Origin of the sequence: Staphylococcus schleiferi (assembly GCF_025558325.1) — a bacterium.
GTDB lineage: Bacteria > Bacillota > Bacilli > Staphylococcales > Staphylococcaceae > Staphylococcus > Staphylococcus schleiferi.
This window is the reverse complement of record NZ_CP094712.1, coordinates 1,784,090-1,802,831: the sequence shown is the minus strand read 5'-3', so window position 1 is coordinate 1,802,831 and position 18,742 is coordinate 1,784,090. Positions and strand designations below refer to the sequence as shown.

The window sequence follows — 18,742 nt, the reverse complement described above, 5'->3', positions numbered from 1 at the left end:
AATGAAGTTTGCTGTCCTAAGATTCCCAGGGTCTAACTGTGACCGTGATATGTATAATGCAGCGATCAAATCAGGTGTAGAAGCTGATTATGTGGATTATCGTGAAACGTCATTAAATGGCTACGACGGTGTTTTGATTCCTGGTGGTTTTTCATTTGGTGATTATTTGCGCTCAGGTGCTGTAGCGAGTGTCGCACCGGTTATTAAAGAAGTTAAAAGACTTGCAGAAGAAGGCAAACCTGTCCTTGGCGTTTGTAACGGTTTTCAAATTTTAACAGAAATTGGACTTCTTCCTGGTGCATTGTTGCATAATGACTCACACTTATTTGTAAGTCGCAACGAACGTTTGAGAATTGTAAATCATCAAACACCGTTTACAAATAACTATGCTGAGGGTGAAGAAGTGGTTTACCCGGTTGCACATGGTGAAGGTCATTATTATTGTACGGAAGAAATTTATCAAGACTTAGTAGAAAATAACCAAATTATTTTGAAATATGTGGACAATCCAAATGGTTCACACGATGATATTGCAGGGATTGTGAATAAAGCAGGAAACGTTTGTGGCATGATGCCTCACCCAGAGCGAGCATTAGAAGCAATTCTTGGTACTGATAGTGGTGTGAAATTATTTGAATCTATGGTAAATAGTTGGAGGGAACAAAATGCCTAAATTTTTAGAGCCGTCTGCGGAAGAAGTTAAATCAGAAAAATTGTATCGTGATATGGGGTTAAGTGATACAGAGTTCGAAAAAGTAACTGAAATTTTAGGACGCACACCTAATTTTACTGAAACAGGTATTTTTTCAGTAATGTGGAGTGAACACTGTTCTTACAAACACTCTAAACCATTTTTAAAACAATTCCCAACTACAGGTGAACATGTATTAATGGGACCTGGTGAGGGGGCAGGTGTTGTGGATATTGGTGATAATCAAGCAGTCGTGTTTAAAGTTGAATCACACAACCATCCATCAGCAATAGAACCGTATCAAGGCGCAGCAACAGGTGTTGGTGGCATTATTCGTGATATCGTATCTATCGGTGCACGTCCAATTAATTTATTGAATAGTTTACGCTTTGGCGAACTGACTGAAAAAACGAACCGTCGATTATTAAGTGGCGTAGTTGCAGGTATAGGTGGCTATGGTAACTGTATTGGAATCCCTACAACTGCAGGGGAGATTGAATTTGACGAACGCTATGATGGTAATCCACTTGTCAATGCGATGTGTGTCGGTGTTATTGATCATGACATGATTCAAAAAGGAACTGCTAAAGGCGTAGGTAACTCTGTCATTTATGTTGGCTTAAAAACAGGACGTGATGGAATTCACGGTGCGACTTTTGCATCAGAAGAGTTAACAGAAGAAAGTGAAAGTAAACGTCCTTCTGTTCAAATCGGTGACCCATTTGTCGGTAAAAAGTTAATGGAAGCGACTTTAGAAGCAATCACTTTTGAAGAACTAGTAGGAATTCAAGATATGGGTGCTGCAGGTTTGACATCTTCATCTTCTGAAATGGCTGCAAAAGGGGGCAGCGGTATTCATTTAGAACTAGATAAAGTCCCTGTACGTGAAAAAGGAATTTCACCATATGAAATGATGCTTTCAGAAACACAAGAGCGTATGTTACTCGTTGTTAAGAAAGGAACTGAACAAAAGTTCTTAGATTTATTTGATTATCACGAGTTAGATAGTGCAGTCATTGGTGAAGTAACAGATACCAATCGTTTTGTTCTCACATATGAAGGTGAAGTTTATGCAGATATCCCTGTTGAACCGCTTGCTGACGAAGCACCAGTTTATGTATTAGAGGGAGAGAAACTTCAACATGAAGCGCCGGCAAACAATTACGACAATATAGATGTTGAAAATGTATTCGATCAATTACTGACGCATCCTACAATTGCATCAAAACATTACTTGTATGATCAATACGATCAACAAGTCGGTGCGAATACCATTGTGAAACCGGGATTACAAGCTTCAGTTGTACGTGTCGAAGGTACGAATAAAGCTGTTGCATCAACAATCGATGGTGAAGCTCGTTACGTATTTAATAATGCGTATGAAGGTGGAAAAATGGTCGTTGCAGAAGCATACCGTAACTTAATCGCAGTTGGTGCAAAACCGCTTGCGATGACGGACTGTTTAAACTATGGTTCTCCTGAGAAAAAACACATTTATCAACAGCTTATTGATTCTACAAGAGGAATGGCTGAAGCATGTGAAGTATTAGCAACACCTGTCGTATCTGGTAACGTATCACTTTATAACGAAACACGAACATCTTCAATTTTCCCAACACCTGTTGTAGGTATGGTGGGATTAATAGAAGATATCGATTATTTAAAATCATATCAACCATCTGTTGGCGATACACTTTATGTTGTAGGTGAAACGACAGATAGCTTTGGTGGAAGCCAAATTGAGAAACTTTTACATGGCGGTGTCAATCATGAAGAGGCGCATATCGATCTATCTAAAGAAGTCCAAAGAGGCGAAGCAATCCGTTCAGCGATTCGCAGTGGAAAAGTTTCACATACACAAACAGTCGGTAAAGGCGGTTTATTACTTACATTAGCTAAAATGAGTGCGCATTACAGCTTAGGTATTGATGCAAAATTTGATTTAACGAATGCACAGTTGTTTAGTGAGACACAAGGGCGTTATATTGTCGCTGTTAAAAAAGGACAAAGCATTGATATTGAAGATGCAACACTAATTGGTTCTTTCACTGACACTGACGACTTTAAAGTAGAAGGTAAAGAAAGTGTAATCGAACGTCGTACATCAGAACTTAAAAGAAACTGGGAAGGGGCTATTGAGGCATGTATGACATCCGTGGACTAAATGAAGAATGCGGTGTTTTTGGAATTTGGAATCATCCACATGCGGCACATTTAACATACATGGCTTTACACAGTTTACAACACCGTGGTCAAGAAGGTGCTGGAATTGTATGTTCGAATGGTGAGCAACTCTTTGGCGCACGTGGTATGGGATTACTTCCCGAAGCGATTTCAGAACAACAACTTAACTCACTTCAAGGTTATGCGCACGCTATCGGTCATGTCCGTTATGCGACAACGGGTGCAAGTGAAATTTCAAATGTCCAACCCTTTTTGTTTAAACATTCAAAAGGGGACTTAGGATTAGCGCATAATGGGAATTTGACAAATGCAGGTCAAATTCGTAAAGCGATTGAGTCTGAAGGCGGCATATTCCAAACAACAAGTGATTCAGAAGTTTTAGCACACTTACTCATTAAAGGTAAATCGAAAAATATTAAGACGAATCAAAAAGCTGCGTTGAACCAAGTGAAAGGTGCCTTTAGTTGTGTCATTTTAAATGAACAGCAATTGACCGTAACACGAGATAATCGTGGGGTACGTCCTTTAATGCTTGGTAAAGTGGACGGAGCATATTGTGTAGCTAGTGAAACATGTGCTTTTACAGCAATTGGTGCAGAGTATATTCGTGATATTGAACCTGGAGAATTAATCACATTTTCAAATGAAGATGATGTGGACTACGATATGTATACGCCTGATGTAGATCATAAGATGTGTTCTATGGAATATGTATATTTTGCACGTCCTGATTCTGAATTTCGAAATCATTCTATTTATAATGTCAGAAAAGCTTTAGGGCGCAAGTTAGCTGAAGAAATGGGAGTAGATGCAGACATCGTTATTGGTGTGCCTGATTCTTCTCTTCAAGCTGCAAAAGGTTTTTCTGAATACACAGGAATTCCGAATGAACAAGGATTATTAAAAAATCGATATATTGGCCGTACTTTTATTACACCTGATCAAACAGTCAGAGAGCGTCAAGTCCGAATGAAGCATTCTCCAATTCGTGATGTGATTGAAGGAAAACGTGTCGTGGTGATAGATGACTCCATTGTGCGTGGAACGACAAGTAAATACATTGTGAAAGCATTAAAATCAGCAGGTGCTAAAGAAGTGCATATGGGTATTTCTTCACCTCCATTACAAGATCCATGTTATTACGGGATAGACGTTTCTACACATGCTGAACTGATGGCAGCACAACATAGCGTCGAAGAAATCCGAAAAATGATTGGTGCAGATACATTAACGTATTTATCTGTAGATGGGATGCATGAAGTGTTCGGAGCGCACGGTTCTAAAGGTGAATGTAACGCTTGCTTTACAGGTGAATATCCAATTGAAATTGTAGATCATCAATTGCCAGAAGCGAAAGAAATGAAAAGAAGAGGAGTGTAATAAATGGCTGAATCGTATAAAAAAGCTGGGGTGGACATTGAGGCAGGTTATGAAGCGGTCAAACGTATGTCCAGTCATGTTGAAAGAACAATGCGCAAAGAAGTACTCGGTGGATTAGGTGGCTTTGGGGCAACTTTTGATTTATCACAACTGAACATGAAAGCGCCTGTCCTCGTATCAGGTACAGATGGCGTCGGTACAAAACTAAAACTTGCGATTGACTATAATCAACATGACAGCATCGGTATTGATGCAGTAGCCATGTGTGTCAATGACATTTTAACGACAGGTGCAGAGCCATTATACTTCTTAGATTACATTGCTACAAATAAGGTCGTACCTGAAGTCATTGAGCAAATTGTCAAAGGAATTAGTGATGGTTGTGTTGCTACAAATACAGCGTTAATCGGTGGCGAAACGGCTGAAATGGGTGAGATGTATCACGAAGGTGAATATGATGTCGCTGGTTTTGCTGTAGGTGCTGTTGAAAAAGAAGACTATATCGATGGCTCAAAAGTTGAAAAAGGAGATGTCATCATTGGACTTGCATCCAATGGTATTCACTCAAATGGTTATAGTTTAGTACGTCGCTTAATTGCACAATCTGGCATTAATGTCGAAGATGAATTTGAAGCAGGGAAAAGCTACTTAGATGTATTTTTAACACCGACTGCACTATATGTTAAACCTGTACTTGAGGTGAAATCACAAGTACAAATTAAAGCGATGACACATATTACAGGGGGTGGCTTCTATGAAAATATTCCTAGAGCACTTCCACAAGGTAAGACAGCCGTTGTTAATACAGAATCTTTCCCAACACCTAAAGTATTTGAATGGTTACAACAAGAAGCACAAGTTGATAGTGATGAAATGTATCACATCTTTAATATGGGCATCGGTTTTACACTTATTGTTCGACCTGAAGATGAAACAAAAGTGCATCAAATTTTAAAAGCAGCGGATGTTCAATCTTACACAATAGGTACAATTACTGAAGAAGATGAAGCCATTCGCTTAACGGAGGCGGCACTGTGATTAAAATTGCGATTTTTGCTTCAGGCTCAGGGACGAATTTCGATAATATTATGACACGCATTCGTGAAGGTGAATTGCAAAATATAGAAGTGACAGCGCTATATACAGATCAACCAGAAGCCGCGTGTATTGCACTAGCGCAACAACATGGAATACCCGTTCATGCTTTTGTACCTAAAACGTATGAAAATAAAGCGGCGTATGAAGCGGATGTGCTTAAACATTTGAAAGCTGAACAAGCAGAATGGATTGTTTTAGCGGGTTATATGCGACTCATTGGTGAAACGTTATTATCAGCATATGAAGGTCGTATGCTTAATATTCATCCTTCATTATTACCGAAATATAAAGGTAAAAACGCAGTCGGACAAGCATTAAATAGTGGCGATGACCAAACGGGTTCAACTGTACATTATGTTGATGCAGGCATGGACACTGGACAAATTATTGAACAACGTACATGTCCGATTTATAAAGATGATACGATATCTACATTAGAACAACGTATTAAATCATTAGAATATGAATTATATCCAACCGTAATAAAGAAGATTATTCAATAAGGAGTTAAATTAAACCATGAAAAAAGCAATTTTGAGTGTTTCTGATAAAACAGGTATTGTTAAATTTGCCAAATCATTAGTCGATGCAGGTTATGCATTATATTCAACAGGTGGCACATATCGTGCAATTGATGAAGCAGGAGTGAAAGTGGCATCAGTGTCTGAATTAACACAGTTTGAGGAAATAATGGATGGACGTGTTAAAACACTTCACCCAGCTGTTCATGGCGGTATTCTCGCTGATAGAGATAAACCGGAGCATTTAGAACAATTAAAAAAACAAAATATTGATTTAATTGATATGGTGGTTGTTAATTTATATCCATTTAAAGAAACAGTAAAAAATCCAGATGTGACAGAAATGGACGCAATTGAAAACATTGATATCGGTGGGCCGACAATGTTAAGAGCTGCTGCGAAAAACTTTAAACATGTTACAACGATTGTGGATCCAACTGATTATGACACAGTGATTGAGCGTATTCAAAATGGTACTTTAGATGAAGCTTATAGAAAGTCATTAATGATTAAAGTTTTTAATCATACATTTGAATATGACCAAGCGATTGTTGAATTTTTCAGTGACAATAAAGAAACTTTACGCTATGGTGAAAATCCGCAACAGTCTGCGTCATTTGTTCGTACATCATCAGCTCCGAATACCATTGCAGGTGCAAAACAACTGCATGGTAAGCAATTGAGCTATAACAATATTAAAGATGCGGATGCGGCATTAACACTTGTTAAAAAATTCGATTTACCGACTGCAGTTGCAGTTAAGCATATGAACCCATGTGGTGTAGGTATTGCTTCAGACATTCATCAAGCGTATCAACATGCATATGAGGCAGACAGTCAATCTATTTTTGGTGGTATCGTTGCATTAAACCGTCCAGTTACAAAAGCGCTTGCTGAAGATTTACATTCTATTTTCTTAGAAGTTGTGATTGCGCCAAAATTTGAAAAAGAGGCGCTCGACGTATTGCAACAAAAGAAAAACATCCGATTACTTGAAATTGAAATGTCTGAAGAAAAAGATGAAGTTGAATTTGTCTCTGTTTCAGGTGGCTATCTTGTTCAAGATAAAGATCACTTCGATGTTAAAAAAGAAAACATGACCGTTGTTACAGAAGCGAAACCAACAGAAGAACAATGGAATGCATTATTGTTAGGTTGGCAAGTTGTTAAGTCAGTGAAAAGTAACGCGATTGTATTAGCTAATGACAAACAAACTGTGGGGATTGGCGCGGGACAAATGAATCGTGTCGGTTCTGCTAAAATTGCTATTGAGCGTGCAATCGAAATGAACGATCAAGTCGTATTAGCGTCAGATGGTTTCTTCCCTATGAGTGATACAGTTGAAACTGCTGCAAAAGCAGGTATTAAAGCCATTATACAACCAGGGGGTTCTATTAAAGATCAAGATTCAATCGATATGGCGAATCAATATGGTATCGCTATGGTAACTACAGGCATGCGCCATTTCAAACATTAATGAAGGAGGAACGCATACTATGCATGTATTGGTCGTTGGTGGTGGCGGGCGTGAACACGCACTTGCACACAAATTAAATCAATCTCAGCTCGTTTCAAAAGTTTTTGCAATCCCAGGAAATGTTGCAATGAATCATGTAGCCGAAGTGCATTCAGAAATTGCTGAAACGGAACACGATCGCATTGTTGAATTTGCAAAAGACCATCAAGTAGAGTGGGTAATCATTGGACCAGAGCAACCTTTAACTGGGGGATTAGCTGACTTATTAAGAGCGGAAAAAATCAAAGTATTTGGCCCTAATCAAGATGCTGCACAAATCGAAGGATCAAAATCTTTTGCTAAGCGTCTTATGGAAAAATATGATATCCCAACAGCAGATTATCGTGAAATTAATGATAAAGAGGAAGCTTTAGCTTACATTGAAACATGTGAATTGCCAGTGGTCTTGAAAAAAGATGGTTTAGCAGCTGGTAAAGGCGTAATTATTGCAGAAACGCGTGAGCAAGCGCAAGAAGCAGTTGATATTTTATATCCTGAAAAAGAAAGCAAAGTGGTTTTTGAACAGTTTTTAGAAGGTGAAGAGTTTTCACTCATGACATTTGTTAATGGTGACTATGCCGTACCTTTTGATACGATTGCGCAAGATCATAAACGTGCTTTCGATCAAGATCAAGGTCCTAATACGGGCGGAATGGGTGCTTACTGCCCAGTTCCACATATCAGTGACCAAGTTTTAAAAGAAGCTAATGAAAAGATTGCTCAGCCTATTGCAAAAGCGATGCAGGCAGAAGGTTATGACTTCTTTGGTCTATTATATATTGGCGCGATTTTAACGAAAGAAGGTCCTAAAGTCATAGAATTTAATGCACGCTTTGGCGATCCCGAAGCACAAGTTTTATTAACACGCCTAGAAAGTGACCTTATGGCACATATCATTGCATTAGATGAAAAGCAACCTATTGATATGAAATGGAAAGAAAATGCTGTAGTCGGCGTGATGCTTGCTTCAAAAGGTTACCCAGGTGACTATGACAAAGGTTTAGCTGTTGCAGGGTTTGAAAATGATTTAGACCATTATTTTGTAAGTGGATTAAAATATGAAAATGAGCAATATGTGACTTCTGGTGGCCGTGTGATTTTAGCAATCGGTGAAGGCGCAACTATTGAATCAGCTCAGGCGCAAGCGTATCAACGTGTAGCTCAAATAGAAAGTGATGCCTTATTTTATCGAAATGATATTGCAAATAAAGCATTGTCATAATGGATAAACTTTACATGAAGAGACGTCGTCACTTCAATGATAGAAATTGAAACAGAAATACAACCTCCCCAATTACGCCGTTCGTCAATTGAGGAGGTTGTATTTTCTTATATTAGAAGAAAGAGTATCTATGTGTAATTGAGTATAACGTCTCATATTGTAGCTCATCCAAAAAAGAGGTTAAGCCATGTTATGCGGCTTAACCTCTTTTTTGCGTAACTGTCCGATTCGACAGAGCGCAAAAAAATCCTCATAAAAAAAGAGGCATAAGCAGACTATATTGCGCGTAAGCTTTATAAAAAACTTTCGTCAATATACGTCTACTCTGCCAAAGGAAAGGCATTGTATGGGAATGCTGCCTTACATCATCGATGGTTCGTCACTTAAATCACAGTGTTATTCTGTGATTTAAGTGACGTGCCGATTTCCTTTGCAGATGGAATTATAAACGGGATTAAAAGGAAATCTGTGCGATGCCTTTTCATATCATCGAGATCATGAAAACGCAACAGATGCGTGACTCGTGTTAGCGCGCATCTGTAATTCCAGTTAATGGTAACGTACCTGCTAATATGAAAGACAGCATTACAATACCCAATGTAATGACGATTAAAACGATATCTCTATAACTGAACGGCACATGATAGTAATATGTGCGTGGTCCATCTTTAAAGCCTTTTTTCTCCATTGCTACCGAAAGACGATGCGCTTTTCGGATATTTTGACTTAATAAAGGAATGAGTAAATGTTTCAATCGCTTAAAGCCTGAATAATTTTGATTATCGATCATTTGGTAACGCATCTTTAATGAATTTCTTAATTGGAATAAAGCATCAATCATTAAAGGAATCATACGAAACGCAGCCATAAATGCATATGCGACTTTAGGTTTGACTTTTAGATGTTGCATAAAACTATAAAAAATCATAATGACTTGCGAAGTAAACGCAATAGACAAGCCAAAATAACTGATTGTCATTGTTCGAAAAGAGAGGTGAAGGCCTCTGACTAAACTTTCAGTACTTATTTTGACGAAACCAAACGAAAATAAAACGTGCTTCCCATGGCCATAAAAAATCATAAAAAGAGATGAAGTCAGCGCAAAAAATGTCGCAATAAGCGAAAAGGTTAAAACAACTTTCCATTTAGTTCCACTAACAAGCCACATAAATATAAACATGATTGTGGCGAGGTAAATCATAAAATCAAAATTATGAATAAAAATGATGAAAAAGAATAACGCGATGCCTAAAAATAGCTTCGTTACAATGTTCACTTGATCCATAAACGTATTACGTATTTTCCATGACTCTATCATTCACGCACCACCTCGACTTCATGTAATTGTTTGCCTCTAACTTCTAAACGACTTGATGGATAACGTTGAATAATATGTGGGTCATGGGTTACCATTAAAATCGTTTGTCCTTGAGCGACACGTTTTTGAAACAATTCAATAAGTTTAAATGTATTGTGACTATCCAAACCAAATGTAGGCTCATCTAAGAGAATGATATCCGCTTCAGTACTTAAAGCTGTTGCCACGCTTAAACGTCTTTTCTGTCCCATTGAGAGTTCAAAAGGATGTTGCTGTGAGACATGCTCTAAATCAAGAAGTGCGAGCATCTCAGACGTGCGAGATTTGGCATTTTTAGAATCCATATGGTGGTAATTAATATAGATTTCATCGTATACACTATTTTGAATAAATTGTAGCTCCGGATTTTGATAAACCAGATACATGTGTTGCGCAGCATCTTTAATTTTAGTGAGTTTTTTGCCATTAAAAGTCATCTTGCCTTTATAACGAATCAACTGCATAATCGATTCTAATAGCGTCGTTTTGCCTGTACCATTTTTCCCAGTTAAAGTTATCCATTCTCCAGAACGAATGGTCAAGTCTTCAACTTCATATAAAGTTTGACGATTTCTTTGGACAGCCCCTTGATGAAACGCCAATTCAAATAATGATGCCTGCTCAGAAAAGGGAGCTTTTTGTGGTTCAGGGGCATGCGACCATGCTTTAGGGTGCCATACGCCATATTCAGTGAGTAGAGATTCATAATTTTTCATAATATCGCTTGGTGTCCCTTGTTGAATGATTTCACCCTGATGATTCATTAAAATGACACGATCAACATGGTCCCAAATATGTGCCACTTTATGTTCAACAATTAATACCGTTTGGTCTTGCCATAGCGTTTTCAACAAGGTCCATAAATTTTCAGTAGCTTCTGTATCAAGCATTGCTGTGGGCTCATCTAAAAACAAAGTATCTGCACGTTGTAATAAAGTGCCAGCAATGGCTAGCTTCTGTTTCATCCCACCGCTAAGATGATGGATCAATTGTTTAGGATTAATATCAAGGCCCACTTGTTTTAAAGCCCATTGAATTTTTGCATCCATTTCATGACGGGGGACTTGCTGATTTTCTAAAATGAAAGCAAGCTCTTCATTCACTTGTGGCATGCAAAATTGTGAATCAGGATCTTGAAAAATAACACCTGAGTGCTCAGCAATTTGCAGTTCATCATATTTCATAGGTAAATCAATTAAATTCGGTACGATACCACTTAATACATTGAGTAATGTACTTTTACCTGAACCTGAAGGGCCAAGTAAAAGTACTTTTTCTTTATCTTTTATTTCAATATCGATACCATCAAAAATTTTATAGGGTGCGCTTGGATATTTTAAGCGTAAATTTTTAACTTTTAACACAATGAAGCCACCTTACAATGTATCGTAATCATCTTTAGATGCAGGTCGAAATAGTTTAGTGACACCGGTCTGATCCAGGGCTTTGACTAAGATATAAGGAAATACACCCGCTAGAACTGCACCACTGATAACACGGAATGAAATAAGTAAAATAAGATTCCATGTGGCAACTTCATTTAAGTAACCATAGTACCAGTCAATCGGTAAACTAATGATTGCAGCTGCCATACCTGCAAGAACAGCTACCATTAATGCACGAGATTTATATCTGAAAATAGCAAATACAATCTCACAAGCAAGACCTTGTAGCAATGCATAAATAATCGTAGGAATATCAAAACGTCCCATGAGAATCGTTTCCCCAGCTCCTGCAGCAAATTCAGCTAAAAGTGCAATCCCCATTTTTGGAATGATAAGATATGCAACGACAGCGGCACTAAACCACATACCATACAAAAGTTGATCTAAATGTAATCCTAAAGGTTGAACTGTATTATTCACAATCCACCATAAATTATAAATCACTGCAAAAATGACTGAAACCAATACAGTGACCAGAATATCTGATAATGTTAAGCCTTTCTTCATCTGTATACCTCCCAAAATTAAAAAAATACGCATATCTCTTACACTAGAGACAGACGTATGCTGTGATAATTTATATGGGATACAAGTCATCTTAATTGAAGCATGTGCTTTTCTCCTATAACAAGGCGTATCCATTATAAATGAAACACTTTCCTACGCTAGTATCATCTAGTTCAGGTTCAAAGGGTTCGAGGCTTATCCTCATCTCAGCTTTCACACCCCTAGTGCGTGCGTATTTAATTGTTAATGTCAATGTACACCTAGCCCATTCAAAAGTCAACACTCTTCAACATTCTTTTTAATGGCGAGATGGCCGACAATTTCAATACTATGCTTTGAATGATATGCCTAATGAGATGTCTGTCAAACACAAAAGAAGGGATTAGAACATGTTAACGTTCAATCCCTTGTTAAACTTCTATAAATGCACAGCATTCAAATAAAAAGGTCGCATTATTCAAAAGTTTTTTGAATATCGTCTTTTGTTTTTTCAGCGCCTTCTTTAGCATCTTCTTTTTTATCTTTTAATTCTTGCTCTTTATCTTTTGCTTGTTCTGCAGCTTTTTTAATATCTTTTTCAGACATTTAAAACGCCTCCCTTTCGTTTAAAGCTATAATAATACATAACCCATATTGAAAAACGCTAAACATAATTGTTTCAAACAAGATTTTAAAGGATGTATATCAATGCGTGTTTTGGCTGCGATGAGGGGGAGATGAGACATCCAAGGGGTTTGATATTTTAAACTTATGTATTGAAAAGTGCTTTTCTTTTCAGATCATTTGAGTCGTATTGATGAAGCGGTGCTAAAATTTGAATGATATACGAAGGTTAGTTTGTCATTTTAAGCATGAGTGAAATGGTTAAGGTGCTGACTATCTTTTGGTATACTAAACCAATCAAGTATTTTTTGAAGTTTTCAATTGTATATACGTGGATGCTTGCTGTACGCAATAGTGGGGAAATCGAGTTAAAATTTTGATGCGATATAAGTATTGAAAATTCTCATTCTAAAGACTGAATTTGATTAATTTTACAGACAGGTATTCATAGTTCGTATATAATAACTTTGAGGTGAGAGGATGTCTTTGTTTAACAAATACACCGAGGTCATTTATAGCTATATTATCGGTGCACTGTCAATTTTATTAAGTGTGATTATTTTTATAAATATTCCACTCATTCATGAGTTAAAGGATGGCAAGCACCATATTTCTAAGATTGATAATTTATGGGACTTCATTATGGCCTTTTTCAATGAAATTATCCGCGTGATGAGTAAGTATATTGGTGATATCCCGCTAGCAAGTGGCATTATTATTCTTCTTTTTGGTATTTTAATGCTCTTCATAGGTCGAACACTCACAAATACGACACGATTTGATTACGACATATCTATTTTATTTTTACTTATCGGAATCATTTTCTTCGTTTTAACACTCATTTTTATGTCACAAGTGTATGGATGGATTGCGTTTGTTTTCATCATTCCATTTCTAATTCATATTGGTTATATTGCGTATAAAGATGAGCTGAATCCATTACATCGTAAAGAACATTATTTATGGATTATTTTTAGTTACGGCATTTGTTATATCATTACACAATTGGCACTTTATACAAGAATTGAAAGTCGTCAAATAGCACCAATCGACGTTTTAAGTATCAATACATTTTTCGTCGTATTATGGTTGATTGGACAAATGGCAATATGGAATTTCTTATTTCTTCGTCGTTCACTACCTGTATCGCAAGAAGAGATTACAGGTGAAGAAAATCCATATTCTAGAAGTAAAAAGTATCAATTTACGAACACCTCTAAAATTCATTTCAAGGATTTTCAAGATCGTACAGTTGAATTCACACATGATATTTCGCATCGTACACGTAGAAGTATTGATATCGAACGCTTACGTGCTAAGCGTGAAGCGATTGTAGAAAAATGGTTTAAATGGGCTAAATTGGAAGAAGATGATATCCCTACGTTTCTAAAAAAACGTCCAAAATGGCTAAATAAAGGCTACGTAACCATTGCTTGTGGTGTAATTCTATTGTTCTTTATTTTATTAGAATTTAACAACCGCAATGCCTTATTTTTATCTGGAGATTGGGAACTTTCACAAACACAATATGTATACGAGTGGATTAGTCTATTTCTTCTTTTAATTGTTGCTATTTTATTTATTTTAACGTCTGTAACACGAATGCTAAGAGGTAAATATTATTATTTACAATTATTTATGATTAGTATTTTATTCTTTAAATTATTGACAGAGTATATCGTCATTGTCGTACATGGATTGTTATTATCCATTTTCATCACGCCAATTCTAATTTTAATGTTAGTTCCGACTATTATTGCTTTCGTCTTACAATTGAGACAACCAGGTCCCGTACCAAGAAAACCGCAATAATTGAATACTAGCTTGGAGAGACTGGGACACCAATCCCAAAATCAATCGCGCTAAGATGATTTTACTAGAAAATTGTCTTAGCGCTTTCTTTTAATGATAAAAATCCGTATGCAATGCCTGTGTTGAGGCGTGAAAAAAGTATTAATACCTCTTAAAAAAGAAATCACACGACCTAGTGAGATTACATCAAAATTAAAGCGAACATTTTCATGTTGGAAAGTCCACATCGGTACTACGATAACAATGTTACTCCCATATTTTTCGTGTTAAGATGGTGGTAATGACAAGAAGGGAAAGGCTGATTATATGAAAACCGCAGTATTAAATAAAGGAAAAGAAGATAAATATCTTAATCAATACCCTTTAATAGAAGAAGAGGACATCTATCGCCACGATCGACTAGAAGAGGGAGATTTATTTCAATTATTAACATCTAAAAATTCATTTATCGGTGTCGGCTACGTTGGACGACAACATAAAGGGTTAGGTTGGATATTATCATATGAAAAAGATGATGAAATTAATCAAGCTTTTTTTGAGCAGTTATTTGAACAAGCTCTAGAAACACGCCAATACTATTATCAAATTGAAGGAACTAATGCTTTTCGTCTATTCAATGGAGAAGGGGATGGAATAGGTGGTTTAACGATTGATTCCTATGATGGTCACTTATTGATTCAATGGTATTCAGTGGGAATTTATCAATTTCGTGATTCTATTCTTGGGGCAATCAAACAGGTCTTTCCGTTTCGTTCAATTTTTGAAAAAACGAGATTTAAACATCAATCTATTAAAGGTGGATGGGTTGAAGGGGAAAAACCGGAATTTCCAATTGTGATTGAGGAAAATTTCACGTTTTACAATGTGCACCTCGATGATGGACCGATGACAGGTATATTTTTAGATCAAAAAGAGGCAAGAAAAAAATTAAGAGATTATTATTCAGAAGACAGAAAGGTTTTAAATCTATTTAGTTATACAGGTGCGTTTTCTGTAATTTCTGCGACAGGCGGTGCAAAAACAACAAGTGTAGACTTAGCGAATCGTTCCCGTCCCATGACTGAAGAAAATTTTGGACTCAATGGTATCGATCCGAAATCACAAAATATTTTTGTCATGGATACGTTTGATTTTTATAAATATGCAGAAAGACATGGGCTGACATTCGATACAATCGTGATTGATCCACCAAGCTTTGCCCGCAATAAAAAGAAGACTTTTTCTGTTACTAAAAATTACCCGCAATTGATTGAAGGGGCTTTAACATTATTAAATGCGAAGGGCAGTCTCATTTTAAGTACAAATCACAGTGCTTATTCATTAAAAGCATTTAAAAATATGGTTAAAAAAACGTTAGATCATGAAGGCGTCGCTTATCAAATTGATGAGGTAATGGGTTTGCCTAAAGATTTTAAAACACATCCACATTTTAAACCGTCGAAATATCTTAAATTGATTTTTGTGACACTTCAGTAATATTTGAAATTGAAACGGGGTATAAGAAGGTAATAACGGTTTGAAAGGTGGAGTTGAAATGGGTATTTCCAATAAAATTAGCGAAACAGTAGGGAATAAAGTCTTAAATATTGAAAACATAAAACGAAAAAATACATTACCAGTCACGACTTCAGAAATAAATGAAAGACGTCAACGTGCTGAAAACCTTGTGAAGAAAAAAGCTTTTCTTTCATCGAGTGCAACCATCGTTCCAATACCAGGATTCGATTTTGGCGTCGATATGAAATTAATGCGTGACATTATAGAAGATGTCAATAAAATTTATGGTTTAGATCACAAACAAGTGAATAAAATGAGCGATGATATGAAAAATCGTGTCTTGATGGCTGCAGGCATTCAAGGCAGTCAATTTATAGGAAAGAAAGTATCAAGCGGTATTTTAAAAGTAGTTGTGAGAGATGTCGCAAAACGTGCAGCGGCTAAACAAACACGTTGGTTTCCTCTTGTAGGACAAGCGGTATCGGCATCAATTAGTTATTACTTTATGAATAAAGTAGGAAAAGATCACATTCAAAAATGTGAAAATGTTGTTAAGGCATTGTTATAATTTATAAAATTCCGTGACGATTTTTTGAACCAATCCTGTGAAAATCAAGGGATGAAAGCATTTACGAATTGAATTTAAATATAGAATTTGGTAATGTTAAGCTATGTAGCAAAGTTAGTAATAATTTAAGCTAGTAAATCTAGAAATTGAAGGAGTAAGATGTAAGATGGAACAACAATCATATGTAATTATTGACGAAACAGGTATTCATGCACGTCCTGCAACAATGCTTGTTCAAACAGCTTCTAAATTTGACTCAGATATTCAATTAGAGTACAACGCTAAAAAAGTCAACTTAAAATCAATCATGGGTGTTATGAGCTTAGGTGTCGGAAAAGACGCAGAAATTACTATTTATGCTGATGGTAGTGACGAAAAAGAAGCAATCAGTGCGATTACTGAAGTCTTATCAAAAGAAGGGTTAACAAAATAATGTCAAATATAATTAAGGGAATTGCAGCTTCAGATGGTGTTGCTATTGCCAAAGCGTATTTGCTCGTTGAACCTGATTTGAGTTTTAGTCAAGAGACAACAGATCAGCCTGAACAAGAAATCCAAAAATTCAACGATGCGTTGAAAAATTCTAAAATAGAGTTAACAAAAATTCGCAATAATGCGGAAGAACAATTGGGTGCTGACAAAGCGGCCATTTTTGATGCGCATTTATTAGTACTTGATGATCCAGAATTGATTAACCCTATTGAAGAAAAAATAAAGAATGACAAAGCAAGCGCACCACATGCGTTAACTGAAGTGTCACAAAACTTTATTTCAATTTTTGAATCAATGGATAATGAATACATGAAAGAACGTGCTGCGGATATACGCGATGTGTCCAAACGTGTTTTAGCACATCTTCTTGGTGTTGAATTACCAAATCCGAGTATTATCGATGAAAGCGTCGTCATTGTGGGCCATGATTTGACGCCATCAGATACAGCACAATTAAATAAACAATATGTTCAAGGATTCGTTACAAATATTGGTGGTCGTACTTCACACTCAGCGATTATGAGTCGTTCATTAGAGATTCCAGCTGTTGTAGGGACAAAATCAATTACTGAATCTGTAGAACAAGGTGATATGGTGATTATTGACGGTTTAACTGGAGATGTTATCATTGATCCAACGGAAGATGAACTAAAAGCGTATCAACATAAACGTGAATCATTCTTTGCTGATCGTGAAGCACTTAAACAATTACGTGATGAACCATCAAAAACAAAAGATGGTCAACATGTTGAACTTGCCGCAAATATTGGGACACCTAATGATTTGCCAGGTGTAAAAGATAACGGTGCAGAAGGTATTGGCTTATATCGTACAGAATTCTTATATATGGGTCGCGATACGATGCCTTCAGAAGATGAGCAATTTGAAGCTTATAAAAAAGTATTACAAGAAATGAATGGTAAACGCGTAGTTGTTCGTACGTTAGATATCGGCGGAGATAAAGAATTGCCATATCTTAACTTGCCTAAGGAAATGAACCCATTCCTTGGATACCGTGCAATTCGTCTTTGTTTAGATCAACCTGAAATTTTCCGTCCACAATTAAGAGCGTTATTACGCGCTTCAACTTACGGAAAACTGAACATTATGTTCCCAATGGTTGCGACGATTAAAGAATTCCGCGATGCAAAAGCGCTTCTTCTTGAAGAAAAAGAAAACTTAAAACAAGAAGGCGTTGAAGTTAGCGATGATATTGAGTTAGGTATTATGGTGGAAATTCCATCTACAGCAGCTTTAGCTGATGTTTTTGCTAAAGAAGTTGACTTCTTTAGTATTGGAACGAATGACTTAATTCAATATACGATGGCAGCTGACCGTATGTCAGAACGTGTATCATATCTTTACCAACCTTACAATCCTTCAATTTTACGCTTAGTTAAGCAAGTAATTGAAGCATCTCATAAAGAAGGTAAATGGACAGGTATGTGTGGTGAAATGGCTGGAGATGAAACAGCTATTCCACTATTAATTGGTTTAGGGCTCGATGAATTTTCAATGAGCGCGACATCCATTTTAAAAGCACGCCGACAAATTAAAAATTTAAGTCAAACTGAGATGACACAATTAGCAGACCGCGCAATTAATTGTGCTACTGTCGATGAAGTTGTTGATTTAGTCAAATCAAAAACAAGTCAGGCTTAGTTCACTTTACTGTAAAACGAACAGGAGCATGCACCTCAAAGTGCACGCTCCTGTTTTGTTTTACACAAATTAACGATAACGCCTTAAAATATGGGTTGTATATTTTTAACGGTTGGTGAAATATTCACTGACCGTTATTTTAATTTTTGATATTAAAAAAGCACAAATATCTCTATAATTGTAAGTG

General features: G+C 36.6%; 16 protein-coding genes and 1 riboswitch. Of the genes, 12 read left to right on the top strand and 4 right to left on the bottom strand.

Annotated features, from left to right (window positions below):
- The first annotated feature begins 1 nt into the window (after position 1).
- Genes purQ through purD form a run of 7 tightly spaced genes read left to right on the top strand, consistent with a single transcriptional unit; the run spans position 2 to position 8,612 of the window.
- Positions 2 to 673 (top strand): phosphoribosylformylglycinamidine synthase I, encoded by a 672-nt coding sequence (gene purQ / locus MUA40_RS08425; protein ID WP_016424735.1) that lies wholly within the window; start codon positions 2 to 4, stop codon positions 671 to 673.
- On the top strand, positions 666 to 2,855 hold the full coding sequence (gene purL, locus MUA40_RS08420) for a phosphoribosylformylglycinamidine synthase subunit PurL (protein WP_016424736.1): 2,190 nt from the start codon (positions 666 to 668) through the stop codon (positions 2,853 to 2,855). Before purQ ends, purL begins: the two co-directional genes overlap by 8 nt.
- Positions 2,834 to 4,255: an amidophosphoribosyltransferase gene (gene purF, locus MUA40_RS08415; protein WP_016424737.1), complete on the top strand. Its 1,422-nt coding sequence runs from the start codon at positions 2,834 to 2,836 to the stop codon at positions 4,253 to 4,255. Before purL ends, purF begins: the two co-directional genes overlap by 22 nt.
- A 3-nt stretch (positions 4,256 to 4,258) precedes the next feature.
- Positions 4,259 to 5,293: a phosphoribosylformylglycinamidine cyclo-ligase gene (gene purM, locus MUA40_RS08410; RefSeq protein WP_016424738.1), complete on the top strand. Its 1,035-nt coding sequence runs from the start codon at positions 4,259 to 4,261 to the stop codon at positions 5,291 to 5,293.
- The gene (purN, locus tag MUA40_RS08405) at positions 5,290 to 5,856 is read left to right on the top strand and encodes a phosphoribosylglycinamide formyltransferase (protein WP_016424739.1); all 567 of its coding nucleotides are present in this window, start codon (positions 5,290 to 5,292) and stop codon (positions 5,854 to 5,856) included. Before purM ends, purN begins: the two co-directional genes overlap by 4 nt.
- 16 nt (positions 5,857 to 5,872) lie before the next feature.
- A complete protein-coding gene (purH, locus tag MUA40_RS08400) occupies positions 5,873 to 7,351 on the top strand; it encodes a bifunctional phosphoribosylaminoimidazolecarboxamide formyltransferase/IMP cyclohydrolase (RefSeq protein WP_016424740.1) in 1,479 nt (492 codons plus the stop codon).
- A gap of 19 nt (positions 7,352 to 7,370) precedes the next feature.
- A complete protein-coding gene (gene purD / locus MUA40_RS08395) occupies positions 7,371 to 8,612 on the top strand; it encodes a phosphoribosylamine--glycine ligase (protein ID WP_016424741.1) in 1,242 nt (413 codons plus the stop codon).
- A gap of 526 nt (positions 8,613 to 9,138) precedes the next feature.
- Here purD and MUA40_RS08390 read toward each other — a convergent pair.
- The 4 genes from MUA40_RS08390 to graF all read right to left on the bottom strand — a co-directional run bounded on the left by MUA40_RS08390 (position 9,139) and on the right by graF (position 12,506).
- Entirely contained in the window at positions 9,139 to 9,930 is a 792-nt protein-coding gene (locus tag MUA40_RS08390) for an energy-coupling factor transporter transmembrane component T family protein (RefSeq protein ID WP_016424742.1), read from the bottom strand.
- Positions 9,927 to 11,333, bottom strand: coding sequence for an ABC transporter ATP-binding protein (locus MUA40_RS08385; RefSeq protein WP_262569395.1), 1,407 nt, complete (start codon positions 11,331 to 11,333; stop codon positions 9,927 to 9,929). Before MUA40_RS08385 ends, MUA40_RS08390 begins: the two co-directional genes overlap by 4 nt.
- 12 nt (positions 11,334 to 11,345) lie before the next feature.
- Positions 11,346 to 11,921, bottom strand: coding sequence for an ECF transporter S component (locus MUA40_RS08380; RefSeq protein ID WP_262569393.1), 576 nt, complete (start codon positions 11,919 to 11,921; stop codon positions 11,346 to 11,348).
- A gap of 133 nt (positions 11,922 to 12,054) precedes the next feature.
- Positions 12,055 to 12,154, bottom strand: a riboswitch (TPP riboswitch).
- Between the two features lie 220 nt (positions 12,155 to 12,374).
- Complete coding sequence (gene graF / locus MUA40_RS08375) at positions 12,375 to 12,506, bottom strand: glycopeptide resistance-associated protein GraF (protein ID WP_016424745.1); 132 nt, start codon at positions 12,504 to 12,506, stop codon at positions 12,375 to 12,377.
- A gap of 498 nt (positions 12,507 to 13,004) precedes the next feature.
- Between graF and auxA the strand changes: the two genes are divergently transcribed.
- The 5 genes from auxA (at position 13,005) to ptsP (ending at position 18,555) form a co-directional block, all read left to right on the top strand.
- Positions 13,005 to 14,336, top strand: coding sequence for a lipoteichoic acid stability factor AuxA (auxA, locus tag MUA40_RS08370; protein ID WP_126496401.1), 1,332 nt, complete (start codon positions 13,005 to 13,007; stop codon positions 14,334 to 14,336).
- A gap of 306 nt (positions 14,337 to 14,642) precedes the next feature.
- Positions 14,643 to 15,812: a class I SAM-dependent rRNA methyltransferase gene (locus tag MUA40_RS08365; protein ID WP_016424747.1), complete on the top strand. Its 1,170-nt coding sequence runs from the start codon at positions 14,643 to 14,645 to the stop codon at positions 15,810 to 15,812.
- Between the two features lie 58 nt (positions 15,813 to 15,870).
- Complete coding sequence (locus MUA40_RS08360) at positions 15,871 to 16,401, top strand: hypothetical protein (protein WP_037559087.1); 531 nt, start codon at positions 15,871 to 15,873, stop codon at positions 16,399 to 16,401.
- Positions 16,402 to 16,567: 166 nt separating this feature from the next.
- Complete coding sequence (locus MUA40_RS08355; RefSeq protein ID WP_016424749.1) at positions 16,568 to 16,834, top strand: phosphocarrier protein HPr; 267 nt, start codon at positions 16,568 to 16,570, stop codon at positions 16,832 to 16,834.
- Positions 16,834 to 18,555: a phosphoenolpyruvate--protein phosphotransferase gene (gene ptsP / locus MUA40_RS08350; RefSeq protein ID WP_016424750.1), complete on the top strand. Its 1,722-nt coding sequence runs from the start codon at positions 16,834 to 16,836 to the stop codon at positions 18,553 to 18,555. Before MUA40_RS08355 ends, ptsP begins: the two co-directional genes overlap by 1 nt.
- Positions 18,556 to 18,742: the final 187 nt, after the last annotated feature.